General features: G+C 70.7%; 10 protein-coding genes. All 10 read right to left on the bottom strand.

Annotated features, from left to right (window positions below; genetic code table 11):
* Positions 1-42: 42 nt before the first annotated feature.
* Positions 43-1,320, bottom strand: coding sequence for a protein phosphatase 2C domain-containing protein (locus ACFYWS_RS19380; RefSeq protein WP_389277715.1), 1,278 nt, complete (start codon positions 1,318-1,320; stop codon positions 43-45).
* Positions 1,321-1,349: 29 nt separating this feature from the next.
* On the bottom strand, positions 1,350-3,833 hold the full coding sequence (locus ACFYWS_RS19385) for a tetratricopeptide repeat protein (RefSeq protein WP_389278829.1): 2,484 nt from the start codon (positions 3,831-3,833) through the stop codon (positions 1,350-1,352).
* 230 nt (positions 3,834-4,063) lie between these two features.
* Entirely contained in the window at positions 4,064-5,371 is a 1,308-nt protein-coding gene (locus ACFYWS_RS19390) for a hypothetical protein (RefSeq protein WP_389277718.1), read from the bottom strand.
* Positions 5,372-5,440: 69 nt separating this feature from the next.
* Positions 5,441-6,493: a glutamate ABC transporter substrate-binding protein gene (locus tag ACFYWS_RS19395; protein ID WP_389277721.1), complete on the bottom strand. Its 1,053-nt coding sequence runs from the start codon at positions 6,491-6,493 to the stop codon at positions 5,441-5,443.
* Between the two features lie 14 nt (positions 6,494-6,507).
* Positions 6,508-7,959, bottom strand: a complete 1,452-nt coding sequence (locus ACFYWS_RS19400) for a hypothetical protein (protein ID WP_389277724.1) — start codon at positions 7,957-7,959, stop codon at positions 6,508-6,510.
* A 211-nt stretch (positions 7,960-8,170) separates the two neighbouring features.
* Complete coding sequence (locus tag ACFYWS_RS19405) at positions 8,171-9,139, bottom strand: N-acetylglucosamine kinase (protein ID WP_389277727.1); 969 nt, start codon at positions 9,137-9,139, stop codon at positions 8,171-8,173.
* Complete coding sequence (locus ACFYWS_RS19410) at positions 9,130-10,395, bottom strand: 6-phospho-beta-glucosidase (protein ID WP_389277730.1); 1,266 nt, start codon at positions 10,393-10,395, stop codon at positions 9,130-9,132. Before ACFYWS_RS19410 ends, ACFYWS_RS19405 begins: the two co-directional genes overlap by 10 nt.
* 16 nt (positions 10,396-10,411) lie before the next feature.
* Positions 10,412-11,323 (bottom strand): carbohydrate ABC transporter permease, encoded by a 912-nt coding sequence (locus ACFYWS_RS19415; protein WP_389277733.1) that lies wholly within the window; start codon positions 11,321-11,323, stop codon positions 10,412-10,414.
* 5 nt (positions 11,324-11,328) lie between these two features.
* Complete coding sequence (locus tag ACFYWS_RS19420; protein ID WP_389277736.1) at positions 11,329-12,264, bottom strand: carbohydrate ABC transporter permease; 936 nt, start codon at positions 12,262-12,264, stop codon at positions 11,329-11,331.
* Positions 12,265-12,282: 18 nt separating this feature from the next.
* Positions 12,283-13,620, bottom strand: a complete 1,338-nt coding sequence (locus ACFYWS_RS19425; RefSeq protein ID WP_389277739.1) for an ABC transporter substrate-binding protein — start codon at positions 13,618-13,620, stop codon at positions 12,283-12,285.
* Positions 13,621-13,663 lie beyond the last annotated feature (43 nt).

Consider the following 13,663-nt stretch of genomic DNA (forward strand, 5'->3'; position numbering starts at 1 on the left):
TCATGTCCCCCCTGAACAAGACCATTTGTGCGGCTTCCCGCGCTACGCCGATCCTGCCCCCGACTGCGGCACAGGGAACGGCAGCACCGCCACTGTTACGTTGTCGTGGCCCCCGCCGTCGAGGGCGTGGCCGACCAGGACCTGAGCGCTGTGCAGCGGGCTGCGGGCCGCGTCCGTAGGCAGGACGCGGGCCATCTCGTCGGCGGACTCCGCGTAGTTCCACAGCCCGTCGCTGCAGATCACGACCACTCCCGGGCGGTCCGGCTTGAACGACGCGGTGTGCGGCTCCAGTTCGTACGCGTCCGCGCCGAGCCAGCCCGTGATCGCGTGCGCCCGCTCGTCCGCGTACGCCTCCGCCTCGCTCATCAGGCCCGCCGACACCATCTGCGCGGCCCACGAGTCGTCCTCGGTGAGCCGGGCCGCCGGTGCCTCGCGGTCGTCGGGCACCCAGTAGGCGCGCGAGTCGCCGATCCAGCCGACGATGAGCAGCTCCTTGGTGACGACCGAGGCGACGAAGGTGCACGCCGGCGCGTTCTGGTGCGGCTTGTGCTCGCGGGCCGTCTCCGGTTCGTCCGCGAGGGCGTTGACCGCCTCCGCGGCCGCGACGATCGACTCGTGCATGGCCTGCTGCGGGTGGGTGCCGCGCGGCAGCGCCTCGTGCAGCGCCTCGGTGGCGGCGCGGGTCGCGGCGAGCGAGGCGTCGTCGGGCCGGGTCGCCGATGACACCCCGTCGCAGACCACGGCGACGACGGCCGCGGAGCCGTCGGGCAGCGCGGCCGAGGAGATCGCGAAGGAGTCCTCGTTCCTGTGGTGGCGCAGCCCCCGGTCGCTGACCGCGGCGACCGCGTCCAACTCCTGCTCCATGTGGTCGCGTTCGCGGGGCTGGGCGTGGCCGCAGTTCTCGCAGTAGCCGTCCGGGTCGACATGCCCGGCGCGGCAGGCCACGCACAGCTTGGTGCCGGCCGGGGGCGTCTGGGCCCCCAGCTCCTCGGGCGTCGCGGTGCGCGGGTCGGGTGCGGCGATCCTGAACTCCTCATCGGACGGCGGACCGTCGAAGCGAACGGCGGCGGGGAGCTCGGAGCCGCCCGAGTCCGTGCCCTGCAGATCGGTCGGCAGGTGCACCGGGGCGGGCAGGTCCGAACTGTCCAGGTCGGGGGCGGTCGGCCACTCGACGGAAGCGGGTTCTTCGGTGGCGTCCCGGCCGGTGTCCGGCTCGCCCGACCGCGGCGGAAGCCCGGTCGAGGAAAGGTCGTATCCGCATGCCCCGCAGAAGCGATCGGCCTCCTCCAGAGGCTCCTCGCAGCTGGGACACACTGACATAGCGGCCGCCTTGTGCGTCTGCGACATCCTCACACCCACGTCCGGGGGCGGTAGCGGTTGGCCCGCTCCACCAGTTCGATCCTCTCCTCGCCGCGCTGAGCGAGCCTGGCCAGAGTCCGGTACGAGCGTTCAAGACCGAGGCGGAGGCCGCGCTCGTCCAGATCGCTGCCGAGCACCACCGTGCGCACGGGATCCTGCGGCGGACCGGAACCCTGCCTACCGGAGAGTACCCAGTCCAGCGCCGTGCCGAGCACTTCGGTGGACAACTGCTCGCGGCGCACCGCGTCGAGACCGAACGCGTCGAGCGCCTCGACCTGTCCAGCGGCGGCCGTCAGGTCGTGCAGCAACGGGTCCCCGTTCGCCCCCTGCGCCGTCCGGCCCCGCAGCCGCGAGCGCACCGCGGCGACCCGCGCCGCCGTGTAGTGGATCGACGACTCGGGCACCGACTCCAGGGTGCGCACCGCGCCGCCCCGGTCACCGGCGGCGAGCTGCACGCGCGCGAGGCCGAACGCCGCGCTGACGTAGCTCGGGTCGGTCGACCACACCAGGCGGTAGTACTCCGACGCGTTGTCCAGCTGGCCGAGCACCTCCGCGCAGACGCCGAGCGCCAGCTTCGGGGCGGGCTCGCCGGGGAACGCGTCGTAGATCGCGTCGAAGGACAGCGCCGCGTTCGTGTGGTCACCGGTCGCGAGCGCCGCGACGCCCCGGTACCAGACGACCCGCCAGTCGTCGGGATGGTCGGCCTCAAGGGCCGTCAGGCCGCGCGTGGCGGAGTCGAGTTCGGCCATCTCCAGGCGGGCGCGCAGCTCCCGCAGGCGCAGTTCCAGGGAGTCGGCGGGCGCCGCGTGCAGCGCCGCGATCAACTCGGCGGGGGCCGAGGCCATGAGGCCCGCGAGGAACCCCGCGTTCGGATCGCCCGGATCGACGCGCGGCACCGGCAGCGCGAGCGCGGTGCCCTGCGTCTGGAGCGGCTTGACGATCTCGGCGGACGACGGCGGAAGTGCGGGCGCCGCGGGGGGCGGGGGCAGCGAGGCCGCCGCCTTCCGCGAGCCGCGGCCGCCCCGTACGCGCACGGGGGTCTCGCGCGCCCCGAGCGGCGACACCTCGCCTTGGAGCAGGCCGAACAGCTCCGTGTCCGTGACCTTCACCTCGGGCCCGAACAGCGTGGAGAGGGCGGGCCTCGGCCGGTTCGTCTGGAGTGCGACGACCTCGCGCAGGACGCCCGTCAGCTGCTCGGCCATCTCCTGCGCGGAGGCGAAGCGGCGGGCCGGGTCCGGGTCGGTGGCGCGCACGAGGAGCCGGTAGAACGACTCGTACCTGCGGAACACCTCGATGTTGTCGGGGTCGGGCAGGGAGTCCACGAACACGTTCGTATAGCCCTGGAAGTCGAAGGTGAGCAGGGCGAGCGTGCGGGCCACGGTGTAGAGGTCCGAGGCGATGGAGGGCCCCAGCTCGGCGACCTCGGGCGCCTGGAAGCCGACGGTCCCGTAGATCGCGCTCTCGTCGTCGTCCATCCTGCGGACCGCGCCCATGTCGATGAGCTTGAGCTGGTCCTCGGTCTGGATCGCGTTGTCGACCTTGAAGTCGCAGTAGAGCAGATTGCGGCTGTGCAGATGGCCGAGCGCCTCAAGGGCCTCGATGCCGTACGCGCACGCCTGCTCCACCGGCAGCGGGTCCCGCCTGCCCTCGGGGGTGCGCCGCTCGTTGGCGATCTCCTTGAGGGACTTGCCGCCCACGTACTCCATGACGATGTAGCCGTCCAGGGAGCCGGTGCGCTGGTCGAGGTGCTCGACGAAGTTGTAGATGCGGACGATGTTGGAGTGCTCGATCTCCGCGAGGAAGCGGCGCTCCGAGATCGCGGCGGCCATCGCGTCCTGGTCGCCCGTGTCGAGGAGGCCCTTGAGGACCACCCAGCGGTCGGACACGGCGCGGTCGACGGCGAGGTAGACCCAGCCGAGGCCGCCGTGCGCCAGACAGCCCACGACCTCGTACTGACCGTGCACGACGTCGCCCGTGTCGAGCTTCGGCACGAAGGAGTACGGGTGGCCGCACTTGGTGCAGAACCCTTCCGTGCGGCCCGGCCGCTCGCCCCGCGAACGGCCCACCGGGGCCCCGCAGTCGGAGCGCGAACAGAACCGCTTCCGCTCGGGGACCTCGGGGTGCTCCTGCACCATCGCGCGCGGGTCGGGCCGCGGCACGTCCGGCACGTCGACCAGGCCGACGCCGAGCCGCGCCCGCCCCGAACCGCTCGCGCCCGCCCCGGAGCTGCGCACCGACACCGAACGCGAGGTCGAACTCCCCGAGAGGGAGCGGGAGAGCCGGCCCGAGACCGACCTGCGGGACTGCGAGGAGCGCGCCGACGTCCTGGCGGAGGCCCGCGAACTGGAGCCGGAGCTCTGCGAACCCCGATGCCCGCCACCGGCGATCCCCGTCGGCGGCGACGTCACCATCCCGCTCGACGACACGACCGGGGCGAGCCCGCACGTGTCGCAGTACAGCTCGCCGCCGCCCATGTCCTCGTAGGAACCGGTACAGCCGGGCCGCTGGCAGGAGGACGCCGCGGCCGGCGCGGCCACGGGGGAGGCCCCCGGGCGGGCGGCGGGCCGGTGGGTGGGGGCGCTGCCCCCGTAGGCGCCGTTGGCCGCCTGCGGTTTCAGGCCGCACGTGTTGCAGTACAGCTCCCCGCCCATGTCCTCGTACGAGCCCGTGCAACCCGCTCTGCCGCACTTCTGTGCCGCCACGCTCACGACTCCCCCCTGCCCGTTCTGTCGGCGGGCGCGGACAGCGCGTCCGCCGCCGCCCGTTGATACCGCAGCACCGCCGCCTCCGCGGCGCGCAGATTGCACGGCGCGCTCCACAGCATGCGCCGCGCCGCGTCGTACCGCTCCACCAGGAACGGATCCTCGGCGAACCCGAGCCTGGCCACCTTCGCCTTGTACGCGTCGAGCCGTCCGCGCAGCTCCGCGCGGACCGCCAGCGGGGCCGTCACCGCCGTCAACGACTCACGCGCGCGCAGCAGTTCGTCCTCCGCCTTCGTCTCCAGGGACTCCAGGAGCGGCGAGAGCCGGTTCCACTGGCCGTGCCTGCGGTACTCGGCCGCCGTCGCCAACTGCTCCTGCAACACCGTCGGCGGACCCGACACCGCGGGCACGTCCGACCCGGCTATCTTCGCGAGCACCTCGATGCGCGCCGATCTCGCCTCGGCGAGCGTGCGGTCCGCGCGCGAGAGCACGTCCCGCAGCCGGCCGAGCCGCACCTCCGCGTCCTGCCGCACACCGAGCACGGCCTCGATCTCCCGGCGTACGTCCTCCAGGGCGCGGGCCGCACGGTCATACGCCGTCGTGTCGGGGCGTCCGCCGCCCGGAGCCGAACTCCCGGCGGCCTTCCGCCAGTACGTGAGCGGGTCCGACACCACTTCCTCGCGCATCCGGGTCAGCGAGCCGGTGATCCGCTCCAGGTCGTCGCCCGCCGGATGCTCACCCGGACGCACTCCCACGGAGTGCGCGAGCTGCCGGGTGCGGGACAGCTCGGCGGCGAGCATGTCGATGCGGGCGGGCAGCGCCGACCACACCGCGTCGGCGGCCACCACCATGTCGAGGGACGACGCGTACAGCGTGTTCATCCGGTCGACGAGCGCCGCGAGCGTGAACTGCTCGGACAGCTTCGCGGGCCCGGTGATCGAGGGCGAGGTGCCGCCCGCACCCGGACCCGGTGCGATGGTGACGGACTCGCCGCGCAGCAGTTCCGTCAGCTCCGTCAGGTCGCCACGGCTGGGCAGCCTGCGCCGCGAGCGGACCTCCCGCGCCGTGTGCAGCGCGGCCGCGTACGCGTCGAAGTACGCCCACAGCAGCGTGATCTCCTGGTCGGCCGCGGCCCAGCGCTCCTGCGTCGTCCCGGTCAGCCGGGCGCCCTCCAGGAGCCGGCGCCCGGCGTGGTCCTGGAGAGAGAGCAGGGACGTCTCGATCGCTTCGTGCTCCGCGCCGAGCCGGGCCAGGGCACGGTCCACCTCGTCCCGGTCCATCACTGGACCAGCGGGACCCGCGACGCCCATCGATCACCTCTCGCTTTCCCGAATCCTCGTCAAGTCCCTGCCGCGCTGCGCTGCGTGTCCTGCCGGGTGCTACTGGTACTTCGGTGCGGGCGGCCCCGAGGAGGAGCCGAGCGCCGGCTTCAGCCAGTGGTCGTACGACTTCTGCCAGCCGTCCGACTTGCGGTAGTCCACCAGCACCTGGTTGACCCGGCGCACCAGGTCGTCCGCGCCCTTCTTCATGGCGACGCCGTAGAACTCCTTGGTGTACGGCTCGCCCTTGAGCTCCACCGTCGGGTCCTGCGCGGCCTGGCTCGCGGCGAGCGCGCCGTCGGTCACCACCGCGTCGACCTCGCCGAGCTGCAACCGCACCAGGCAGTCCAACTGGTTCGGCACGGTCGTGGAGATGTCGGCGCTCTGCGGGAGGCCGCCGTCGTCCACCGGCTTCTTCTTGCCGTCCTCCAGCGAGGACGCGGCCGTCGAACCGGTCGCCGCGCAGATCCGCTTGCCCGCGAGCGAGGCCCCGTACCCCTTGATGTCCGAGGTCTTCGGGGCGAGCACCTGCTGGCCGGTCTGGAAGTACCCGGTGGAGAACGCGACGTCCTTCAGGCGGTCGCAGCTGATGGTCATCGTGCGGACCACCATGTCGACGTCGCCGCGCTGTATCGCCGGGATGCGTTCGTTGGTGGGGATGGCGCGGAAGCGGACCGCGTCCCGGTCGCCGAGGATCTCGCCCGCGATCTCGTGCGCGAGATCGATGTCGAAGCCCTCCAACTCGCTTGTCCTCGCCGAGCTGTTGGGGTCGCGGTAACCCCAGCGGTAGCTGTTCTGGTCGACGCCGACCGAGAGGTAGCCGCGGTCCTTGACGGCCTGCACCGCGCTGCCGCTCTCGCTGCCCGAGGGGGAGAGGCTGCGCTCCGGCTCCTTGCCCTTCACCGAGGGGTCGCAGTCCTCCGCCCTGGCCTGCGTGCCCTCGGCGACGCCACCGGAGGCGTAGCTCGTCGCGCCGTCGCCCGAGGGGCGCTGTTGCTGGGTCAGCGGGAGCAGCAGCGCGAACACCGCCGTCAGGGCGCAGGCCACCGCCATGGCGGCCACGCCGCCCCAGCCGCGCAGAGTCACCTGCCGCACGGTCCTTCGCTCGTCCATCGCCGCACCCCCTCTCACCGGTACTCCGAAAGCCTGCGTCCGATGCCGAACACCGCGCCACCCGCGGCGAGCACCGCCAACAGGGCGGCGCCCATGGGCAGTCCGGTCATCGCGTCGCGCCCGCCGCCCGCGTCGGCGCTGAACTGACGCTGCTCGTGAACGAGGGCCGTGTCCAGATTCTTGTCCACCAGATCGAAGCATTCACCTGTCGGCTTGTCCTTCTTCGAACCAATGATCTTGTCGAGCGCGCCCTGGTAGTTGCCGGAGTCGTCCTGCTCGCGCGCGTCCTTGTGGCGCGCCAGCCACTCCTTCATGCTGTCGTTCGCCTTGGTCACGGGCCTGCGGCCGACGTCGTCGCCCTCGTCGTCGGCGAGCGCGTACGCGGCGTTCAGCTTGCCGGCGAGCGCGGTCATCTCCTGCTGGAAGTCGACGTCGTACTTGTCCTTGGACTCGCCCTTCACGGACACCGTCTCGGCGCCACGGCTGACCAGCGTCAGGTTCTCGCTGCCCCGCGCCTTCAGGGAGGCGATGCTCGCGTCGTGCAACACGTTCAAGGACCGTACGCCATGGTCATAGGACGAACTGAGCCCGCTGCGCGCCACGGTGTGACCGACGACGAGCCACAACAGCACCACGGTGGACGCCGCGGTGGCGGCGAGCAGCCCCTGGTTGAACACCCGGTTCGTCCGCTGGTAGTTGCGCCGCTGGGCCCACGCGAGGCCCGCGAGGGCGAGCACGCCGAGGGCGATGGCGATCCACGGGTAGGGCGTCGCCGAGTCGTAGTCGTCCCGCAGCCGCTGGTTCTCCGTCTTGTAGAGATCCTCGGCGGCCGGGAGCATCTCGGTCTGCATCTTCTCGTTCGCGTACCGAAGATAGGCGCCGCCCAGCGGGAAGCCCTGCCGGTTGTTGGCCCGGGCCCGCTCGATGAGGCCCTTGTACTGCGGCAGCAGCTTGTTCAGCTCCGCGATCGTCCCCGCCGACCGGGTGCCCGGGTCGGTGCTGGTCGCCGCGGTCACCAGCTTGTCCGCGGCGTTCCTGATGTCCCGCTCGTACCGGTCGCGCGCCGCCGCCGGTTCCTGGCCCCCCGCCAGGAAGCCGCTGGACGCCGCCGTGTTGGCGTCGGCGAGCGAGCGGTAGATGTCGGCGGCGTCGGCGCTCAGCGGCTGGCTGGAGTGCAGTACGTCGTCCGCGGCCGCCGAGCGGTCCGTCATCTGCCAGGCCGTCGTCGCGCCGAACGCCACGACGAGCAGCGCGAGTACGGCCCCGATGATGCGCAGTCGGCCCGGCTCGGTCGTGGCCCCCGCCTTCAGCCGGTCCACACCCTCCGCCCAGGCGGTACGCCGCCGGGGCGCGGGCCCGCCGGGCTGACCGCCGCCCCGCTGCGCCTGCGGTGGCACGCCCGGCATCGACGGCGCGGCGGCGGGACGCTCCGGCGGCGCCACGCTCCCGTTCGACGGGTATGTCACTTCGACCCTCCCCCATGGTCGTACGTCGGTCGCAAGTATCGCTCCCGCGACTGACATCCGCACAGGCATTCCCTGGATCTTGTGCGGATGCGCTCCGCTGGGGAACACGTGGGGGTGGGGGGTTCGGTTCCCTGTTTGTGTGCGCGGCGGCGGGGTTGCGGTCGCGGGGCGCTGCCCCGGACCCCGCGCCTCAATCGCCGGCGGGGCTTGATCAGTAGTGCGACCGTACCCGTGCGTGCACCTCGGGTGGGGCTCCCGTCGCGTCAAGACCCAGTAGCGCCGCTCCCAGAACGGGGCGTTCCGTCACCACGCGGGGGATCGCGTGCGGTGCCTGGGCGGACAGCAATGTGCGTACGCGGTCGTTCAGTTGTGGGTGTTGTGCTGCCAGGACGCTGCCGCCCAGGAGGACCGGGGTCGGCTCCTCCAGGAGGTCGAGGCGGCGCAGGGCCACCGTTGCCATCGCCACCACCTCGTCGGCCATCCGCTCGACCAGGGAGCGGGCCACCGGGTCGCCGTCCGCGGCCGTGGCGAAGAGGACCGGGGTGAGTTCGTGGCGGCGGGCCGCGGGGATGTGGCCCAGGTGCACCGCCTCGATCAGGGCGTACATGGAGTCGAGGCCGAAGTGGGCGGGCAGCGCGCGCATCAGGGCCGTCGGGTCGCCGCGGCCGTCCTCCGCGCGTACGGCGAACCAGATGGCCTCCTCCGCGAGGCCGCCACCGCCGCCCCAGTCACCGGAGAGCCGGCCGATCGCGGGGAACCGGGCCGTGCGGCCGTCGGGCAGCATCCCCGCGCAGTTGACGCCCGCCCCGCACACGACGGCGACGCCGCGCGGCTCGGCGTCCTCCAGGAGCCCGGCGCGCAGCACGGCGAAGGTGTCGTTGCGCACGTCGACCCGCGATCCCCAGCGGCGCGCGGTCAGGGCGTGCGCCAACTCCCGCTCCTCCACCGGGAGATCGGCGTTGGCCAGGCACGCCGACACGTGGTCGACGCAGTCCACGCCCGCCTGCGCGAACGCCCGGCCGACGGCCTCGGCCAGGACGTCCACGGCCGGTTGTACGTTCGCCCGGTGCGGCTGGAACCCGCCCCCGCGGGCCGCGCCGACGACGGTGCCGTCGGCCGCGACCACCGCGACGTCGGTCTTGCTGTTCCCCGCGTCGATGGCGAGGACGGTCATGCCCACGCGAGGTGCTCCCGGTTGTGCGCGATCAGCTGGTCGGTGAGCTGCTCGGCGTACTCGATCTGGCCGATGAGCGGGTGCGCGAGCAGCGCGTTGAAGACGCGGTCCCTGCCGCCCTTCACGGCCGCCTCCAGGGCGAGGTCCTCGTAGGCGGTGACGTTCGCGATGAGGCCCGCGTACAGGGGGTCGAGCTTGCCGACCGGCAGTGGCTTCGCGCCCTTCGCGTCCACCGACGCCTGCACCTCGATGACGGCGTCGTCGGGGAGGAAGGGGAGCGTGCCGTTGTTGTACGTGTTCACCACCTGGTGCGGGGAGCCCCCGCCGCCCAGCAGCGAGGCGGCCAGGTCGACCGCTGCCTCGCTGTAGAAGGCGCCGCCCCGCTTGGCGAGCAGCTCCGGCTTCTCGTCGAGCGTCGGGTCGCCGTACATCTTCAGCAACTCGCGTTCCATTTCCGCCACTTGCGCGGCGCGGGACGGCTTGGTGCGCAGCTCTCGTACGACCGCGTCGTGCTGGTAGTAGTAGCGCAGGTAGTACGACGGGACGACGCCGAGGCGGTCGACGACCGCGCGCGGCATGTGCAGGTCCTCGGCGATCGCGTCGCCCTGCTCGGCGATCAGCCGCGGCAGCAGGTTCTCGCCGTCGGGGCCGCCGAGACGTACGCCCAGCTCCCACGTCAGGTGGTTGAGGCCGACGTGGTCCAGGTGCACCTCCTGCGGCGCCACGTCCAGGAGCCGGGCGAACTTCCGCTGGAAGCCGATCGCGACGTTGCACAGGCCGACGGCCTTGTGGCCGGCCTGGAGCAGCGCGCGGGTCACGATGCCCACCGGGTTGGTGAAGTCGATGATCCAGGCGTTCGGATTGGCGCGGCGCACCCGTTCGGCGATGTCGAGGACGACGGGGACCGTGCGCAGGGCCTTCGCGAGGCCGCCCGCGCCGGTCGTCTCCTGGCCGACGCAGCCGCAGTCCAGCGGCCACGTCTCGTCCTGGTTGCGGGCTGCCTGTCCGCCGACGCGCAGCTGGAGGAGGACGGCGTCGGCGTCAGCGACACCCGCGTCCACGTCCGACGTTGTACGTATGACGCCCGGGTGTCCCTGCTTGGCGAAGATGCGGCGGGCGAGGCCGCCGACCAGTTCGAGGCGGTCCGCGGCCGGGTCGACGAGCACGAGCTCCTCGATCGGCAGCGTGTCCCTCAACCGGGCGAAGCCGTCGATGAGTTCGGGTGTGTAGGTCGATCCTCCGCCGACCACAGCGAGCTTCATAACCGAATAACCGTCCTTAGCCCTTGACTCCGGTGAGGGTGACGCCTTCGACGAAGGCCTTCTGTGCGAAGAAGAAGACGAGGCAGACCGGCGCCATCACCAGGAGCGTGGCCGCCATCGTCAGGTTCCAGTTGACGCTGTGCGCGGACTTGAAGGATTCGAGTCCGTAACTCAGCGTCCAGGAAGCCGGGTTCTGGGCCGCGTAGATCTGCGGCCCGAAGTAGTCGTTCCAGCAGTAGAAGAACTGGAAGAGGGCCACGGCGGCGATGCCCGGCTTCGCCATCGGCACCACGATCTTCAGCAGCGTGCGCAGCTCGCCGCAGCCGTCGACCTTCGCCGACTCGATGTACTCCTTCGGGATCGTCAGCAGGAACTGACGGAGCAGGAAGATCGAGTACGCGTCGCCGAACGCCATCGGGATGATCAGCGGCCACAGCGTCCCCGAGAGGTGGAACTGCTGTGCCCACACCAGGTACATCGGGATCACGATGACCTGCGGCGGCAGCATCATCGTCGAGATGACGAGCATCATCGCCGTGCGCCGCCCGCGGAAGCGGAACTTGGCGAGCGCGTACGCGACGGGTATCGCCGAGCACACCGTGAACAGCGTGCCAAGCCCCGCGTACAGCAGCGAGTTCTTCCACCAGTCGAGAAAGCCGTCGGTCTCCAGGACGGCCTTGTAGTTCTCCCAGTGCCAGGAGTCCGGCCACAGGTCGCCGCTCATCGCCTGCCCGTCGCTCATCACGGACGTCAGGAAGACGAACACGAAGGGGAGGACGAAGAGCAGCGCGACCGCGATCGCGATGCTGTGCACGGCGATCCAGTGCAGCACCCGCTGCCGCCGGGCGCGCCGCGCGGCGGGGCCGCGTTCCGGTTCCGGCCCGGCGGTGACGGCGGGGCCCGGCCTGAGTGTCGTAGTGATGGTCATGTCGATCAGTCCTCCGCCGCGAGCAGACCCGAGCGCTTGCGCATGAGCAGCGTGGTCACGGCCATGGCAATGGCGAACAGGACGAGCGAGAGCACGCACGCCGCGCCGGTGTTGAAGTTCTGGAAGCCCATCGAGTAGACGAGCTGCGGGACGGTGAGCGTCGAGTGGTCCGGGTATCCCGGCTGGATCACGGTCCCCGGCCCGATCGATACACCGGACGCGATCTTTCCGGCGACGAGGGCCTGCGTGTAGTACTGCATGGTCTGCACGACGCCCGTCACCACGGCGAACATGACGATCGGCGTGATCGAGGGCCACGTCACGTAGCGGAACTTGGCGAAGGGCCCCGCGCCGTCCAGCTCGGCGGCCTCGTACTGCTCCTTCGGTACGTCGAGCAGCGCGGCCATGAAGATGACCATGAGGTCGCCGATGCCCCACAGCGAGAGCACCACGAGCGAGGGCTTGGCCCAGGTCGGATCGTTGAACCAGTTGGGCCCGTCGATGCCGACCTTGGCGAGGATGCCGTTGACCGGCCCCGAGCCGGGGTTGAGGAGAAAGACGAAGGCGACGGTCGCGGCGACGGGCGGCGCCAGGTACGGCAGATAGAACGCGGTCCGGAAGAACCCGACCCCGCTCTTGATCTTCGTGACGAGCAGCCCGAGCGAGAGCCCGAACACCACGCGCAGCGCCACCATGACCACGACGAGCCACAGCGTGTTCCACAGGGCGGGCCCGAACAGCGGCATGTCCCGGAACACGTACACCCAGTTCCGCAGTCCCACGAAGGTGGGCGCCTTGATCTGGTTGTAGTGCATGAACGAGAAATAGACGGTGGCGAGCAGGGGATAGGCGAAGAAGGCGCTGAAGCCGATCAGCCAGGGGGAGAGAAACCCCAGGGTGCGCAGTCTGCGGCGCGCGGGGTTGGAAAGGGTGAGTGCCATACGAGAATGTCCCGTTCCTCAGTTCTGCGACTGCAGGGTGTCGGCGTCGATGAGTTTGTCGAGGCGCCGCAGGCCGCCCCTCAGGTCGTGGACCTCGCCGGCCTCCTCGCCGTAACTGAAGTCCTGCAGCTGCACGACGTACATTCCGCCGTTCGTCGAGGGCGGCATCACCTGGCTGTACTTGTTCTTCGCGATTCCGAGGAAGGTGCGGAACGTCGGATCGGCGTCCAGCTTCGATGACTTGAGAGCGGCGAACGTGGACGGCACGTTGTGAATGGCGTTGGCGAAGCTGACGACCTGATCGGTGTCGGAGGTCAGGAACTTCACCAGCTCCCAGGACGCGTTCTGGTGCTTGCTGCTGTGCGAGATGCCGGTGACGGTGCCGGTCAGATAGCCGCGCCCGTACGTCTCGGCCTGGTCGTCCGGGACGGGCAGTGGCGCGACGCCCCAGTCGAACTTCGCCTTCGCGTCCTTCAGCATGAGCCCGCGCCACTCACCGTCGAGGTGCATGCCCAACTTCCCACTGAGAAAGGCGTTCTGGTTCGACATCTCGTCACCGAACGAGGTCCGGAACCTCTCCAGCGCCTTGTATCCGCCCTGCGCGTCCCGCAATTCCCTGGCCGTCTTGAGGAATTCGTACGAGGCGGGTTCCTTGCTGAGCCGCGCATTGCCCTTGGCATCGAAATACTGGGGACCCCACTGGGCGAACAGCCGGTCCGGGCTGTTCTGGTAGAGCCGGAAGTTCGGCATGAAACCGACGCGCTTGTACGAGGAGCCGTCCTTGACGGTGAGCTTCTTGGAGTCGGCGACGAACTCGGACATGGTCCGCGGCGGCCGCTCGATGCCGGCCTCCTTGAAGGCGTCCTTGTTGTAGTACATGCCGAAGGCGTCCGCGAGAAGCGGCAGGGCGCACTGATTGCCGCGATAACTCGTGTAATCGAGCAGCGACTTGGGGAACACCTTGCTCTTGTCGAGCCCGGTCTTCTTCATGAACGGATCGAGGTCGACCCACATACCGGAGTCGCAGTACTGGCCGACGTTGTTCGTGGTGAAGGAGGAGACGACATCGGGGGCCTCGTCGCCACCGGCCCGCAGGGCCTGATTGGTGGTGGCGTCCGAGACGTTGCCGGTGGCCTGCACCTTGATGTTCGGGTGCAGCTTCTCGAAGCGGGCGATCGAGTCGTTGATCGCCTTCACCTCGCCGGGCGCCGACCAGCCGTGCCAGAACTTCAGCGTCACGGGCTTCGTCGGGTCGTCGGCGGCGCTGCCGGTACTCGGATTGGCGCAGCCGGCGAGCAGCAGTCCGGCCGCGGCGAGCCCTACGGGCGCGCGCAGGGGTATGCGCCATCGCGGCATGGCGAACGTCCTTTACGTATAAGGGGTTGGGCTTGGGGGATGT

Origin of the sequence: Streptomyces sp. NPDC002795 (genome assembly GCF_042888725.1) — a bacterium.
Taxonomy (GTDB): Bacteria; Actinomycetota; Actinomycetes; order Streptomycetales; family Streptomycetaceae; genus Streptomyces.

Bases quoted from the DNA above. Each gene is read 5' to 3' on its own strand.
- ACFYWS_RS19380 (WP_389277715.1), bottom strand. From the start codon at position 1,320: ATGTCAGTGTGTCCCAGCTGCGAGGAGCCTCTGGAGGAGGCCGATCGC.
- ACFYWS_RS19385 (WP_389278829.1), bottom strand. From the start codon at position 3,833: ATGGGCGGCGGCGAGCTGTACTGCGACACGTGCGGGCTCGCCCCGGTC.
- ACFYWS_RS19390 (WP_389277718.1), bottom strand. From the start codon at position 5,371: ATGGGCGTCGCGGGTCCCGCTGGTCCAGTGATGGACCGGGACGAGGTG.
- ACFYWS_RS19395 (WP_389277721.1), bottom strand. From the start codon at position 6,493: ATGGACGAGCGAAGGACCGTGCGGCAGGTGACTCTGCGCGGCTGGGGC.
- ACFYWS_RS19410 (WP_389277730.1), bottom strand. From the start codon at position 10,395: ATGAAGCTCGCTGTGGTCGGCGGAGGATCGACCTACACACCCGAACTC.
- ACFYWS_RS19415 (WP_389277733.1), bottom strand. From the start codon at position 11,323: ATGACCATCACTACGACACTCAGGCCGGGCCCCGCCGTCACCGCCGGG.
- ACFYWS_RS19420 (WP_389277736.1), bottom strand. From the start codon at position 12,264: ATGGCACTCACCCTTTCCAACCCCGCGCGCCGCAGACTGCGCACCCTG.
- ACFYWS_RS19425 (WP_389277739.1), bottom strand. From the start codon at position 13,620: ATGCCGCGATGGCGCATACCCCTGCGCGCGCCCGTAGGGCTCGCCGCG.